A 3112-nucleotide genomic window follows, 5' to 3' on the forward strand; every position below is an offset into this window, starting at 1 on the left:
GCAACGTAGCGTTTCTCTCATCAGAAACGGCAGGGCGAAGGGCGCCCGCCGCAACCGAAGGAGCACGCCATGCAGAAGTTCGACACCCCCGCCCCGGTCTCCGTCGTCCTCGACGTCCCCGCCGGCCGGATCCGCTTCATCGCCGCGGACCGGGCCGACACCGTGGTGGAGGTCCGGCCGGCGGACGCCTCGAAGGGACGCGACGTGAAGGCGGCCGGGCGGACCACCGTCACCCACCACGACGGCGTCCTGCGGATCGACACCGAGCCCGCGGACCACCGCATCCTCGGCTCCTCCGGATCCGTCGAGGTGACCGTCCAACTGCCCGCCGGCTCCCACGTCGAGGCGAAGTGCGCGGTCGCCGAACTGCGTGGCGTCGGCCGGCTCGGCGACGTCACCTTCGAGGGCGCGCAGGGCACGGTCAAGCTCGACGAGACCGCCGCCGCCCGCCTCACCCTCCTCGACGGCCCCATCACCGTCGGCCGCCTGGGCGGCCCCGCGAAGATCAGCACCCAGAAGGGCGACCTCCACATCACCGAGGCCGTCCGCGGCACCGTCGACCTGCGCACCGAGGCCGGCTCGATCGTCATCGGCGCCGCCCGCGACGCCTCCGCCACCCTCGACGCCGGCACCGGCCACGGCCGGATCCACAACGCACTCGCCAACACCGCCGGCGCCGCGGCCGAACTGACCATCCACGCCACCACCGCCTACGGCGACATCACCGCCCGCAGCCTCTGAACCACCACCCACCGCACCGCCACGGCGCGCCACGGCGGGCACGCCGCCCGCCGTCCCCGACCCACTTCCGACTCCGGACCCTGGAGAGACGCAACCATGACGATCATCGAGCACTCCCCCTGGACCGGCATGGTGCCGGTCGACGACACCGCCCTGGCCGTGACCGACACCGGCGGGCCCGGCCGTCCCGTGGTCTACCTCAACGGCTCCTACGCCGACCGGTCGCACTGGCGGCACGTCATCGCCGAACTCGGCGACGGCTACCGGCACATCAGCTACGACGAGCGTGCCCGCGGCAGGTCGCGGCGCGCGTCGGACTACTCGTTCGAGGCCTGTCTCCGCGACCTCGACGCCGTCCTGCGGGCCCGCGGGGTGGAGCGCCCGATCCTGGTGGGCTGGTCCTACGGCGCGATGCTGGCGGTCCACTGGGCCGCCCGGAACCCGGACCGCGTGCTGGGGGTGGTGTCCGCGGACGGCGCGCTGCCGCACGACTGGCTGGACGACGCGGCCCGGGCCCAGATCCGTACGCTGTTCCGCCGGCTGAGCGTGCTGTTCCCGGTGGCCCGCCGGCTCGGCCTGGCCGCGCGGATGAGCGCCGCGCAGCACGCCGAGATCAACATCGAGATCAACGAGCTCTGCGCCACCGCCGCCCTCGGCCCGGTCCTCGACCGGGTCACCGCGCCGACCCGGTACGTGCTCGCCTCCGGCGGCAATCTGGGCGGCGAGGCGGAGCTGATGGAGCAGATCCGCGGCAACCTCGACCCGGTGCTCGCCCGCAACCCGAACATACGGCTCAGCGCGAAGGTCCCGAGCAACCACTCCAAGATCCTGCGCAAGGACTTCCGGGCCCTCGCCGACGCGGTCCGCGAACTCAACACCACCACCGCCACCGCCCACGGGGCCGGGTGAGCCGCGACCGGTCAGCGGGCGCTGCCGAGGTTGCGGTCGGCGTCCGACCCCTCGAGCATCAGGGTGGTCTCCTCGATCCGCCGGAAGCGGCCGTCGGGGGCGAGGTCGGCGAAGACGTAGACCTCCATGCTCACGGTCGAACCGTCCTTCTTCGTGATGCGGCAGGTGTGCCGGTCGGCGTACTTGCCGCCGTCGTAGAGCTCCTCATGGACCTCGACCTCGCCGCCGGCGACGAGCGTGCGCAGGTGGGCGATGTGGTCGAGGAACTCGGCCCGGTCGGCCCACTCGCCGTCGGTGCGCTGGCGGTAGTCGGGGGTGAAGTGGAGGTCGGCGGCCGCCTCCAGGGTGATGGACTCGTTGAGGAGCAGGTCGGTGAGGGCGGCCTTGATGCCGGTGCGGGTCATGAGAAGTCCTTGGTGCGGATTCGGATCGTGGATTCGGAACGGGTGCGGGGGCTAGCGGGCCGAAGCTCAGGCCGCTCAGGCGTTGGCGGCGGTGGTGTTGAGGGTGTCGTCGAGCCAGTCGTAGATGCGGGCCTGGGTCAGGCGCATGGCGCCGGGGTGGCAGTGGGCGCCGGCGCCTTCCTCGGCGGTGAACACCATCAGGGTCTTCGGGCAGGTGAGGTGCTCGAAGAGCTGCTCGGGCTGGCCCTTGAAGAACATGTCGTCCTCGGCGTCGCAGACCAGGGTCGGGCACTGGATCTGCTCGGCGATCCCGCCGGCCAGGGTGTGGTCCAGGTACGAGGCGTTGAAGGCCCGGGGGGTGTCGACACCCATGACGTACATGCCGTGGTTGATCGCCCAGCGGGCGATCGGGTCCTTGCCCATGATCTGCTCGAGGGCTGCGTCGAGCTCCGGCGCGGCCTCGGCGCGCAGGAGCCGCTCGGCCTCCTCGCGGGTGCCGGGGATGTTGCGCACGGAGGTCTCGCCGAGGTCGTAGAGGCCGTCGACGGCGACCAGCGCGGCCAGCCGGTGCTCGAACGCGGCGGCCCTGGGCGCGAGGATGCCGCCCATGCTGATGCCGAGCAGCGCGATGCGGCTGCTGTCGACGTCCGGGAGGATCTCGGCGAAGTCGACGACGGGGGTGATCACGTTCTCCCAGTCGGGGCGGAAGACCATGTCCTGGTGGTGGCGCGGGCCGGGCATGCCGGGGCCGTCGAAGACGAGCACGGTGTAGCCGCGCTCGACGCCGGCCATCGCGCCGAAGAAGTGCAGCTCCTCGGCGGTGCCGTCGAAGCCGTTGTGCATGATCAGGGTGGGCCGCGGGGTGCCGGAGTCGTCGACGCGGTACAGGTAGCCGGGCAGGGTGGTGCCCTCGTAGGGGATCTCGACCGGCTCGATGACCGGGGTGGTGAAGAGTGCGGCCGCCGCCCGGAAGCAGGCCACGCTGCGGTCGTAGGCGTGGTCGTGGCGCGGGTCGCAGGGGTGGCCGTGCAGGAAGAACTCGGCGGAGCGGTAGTAGT

4 protein-coding genes are annotated in these 3112 nt (G+C 72.1%); 2 read left to right on the top strand and 2 right to left on the bottom strand.

Annotated features, from left to right (window positions below):
• Positions 1–69 precede the first annotated feature (69 nt).
• Positions 70–741 carry a DUF4097 family beta strand repeat-containing protein gene (locus AA75_RS11210; RefSeq protein ID WP_033819754.1) on the top strand — a complete coding sequence of 224 codons (672 nt, stop codon included), beginning with the start codon at positions 70–72 and terminating at the stop codon, positions 739–741.
• Positions 742–837: 96 nt separating this feature from the next.
• The gene (locus AA75_RS11215; protein ID WP_033819755.1) at positions 838–1650 is read left to right on the top strand and encodes an alpha/beta fold hydrolase; all 813 of its coding nucleotides are present in this window, start codon (positions 838–840) and stop codon (positions 1648–1650) included.
• Between the two features lie 11 nt (positions 1651–1661).
• On the opposite strand, the gene AA75_RS11220 is transcribed toward AA75_RS11215, so the two are convergent.
• Complete coding sequence (locus tag AA75_RS11220; RefSeq protein WP_033819756.1) at positions 1662–2054, bottom strand: nuclear transport factor 2 family protein; 393 nt, start codon at positions 2052–2054, stop codon at positions 1662–1664.
• A gap of 75 nt (positions 2055–2129) precedes the next feature.
• A partial coding sequence (locus AA75_RS11225; protein ID WP_033819757.1) for a S9 family peptidase occupies positions 2130–3112 on the bottom strand: 983 nt, incomplete at its 5' end.

It is taken from the genome of Kitasatospora sp. MBT63, assembly GCF_000710465.2.
Lineage (GTDB): Bacteria > Actinomycetota > Actinomycetes > Streptomycetales > Streptomycetaceae > Kitasatospora.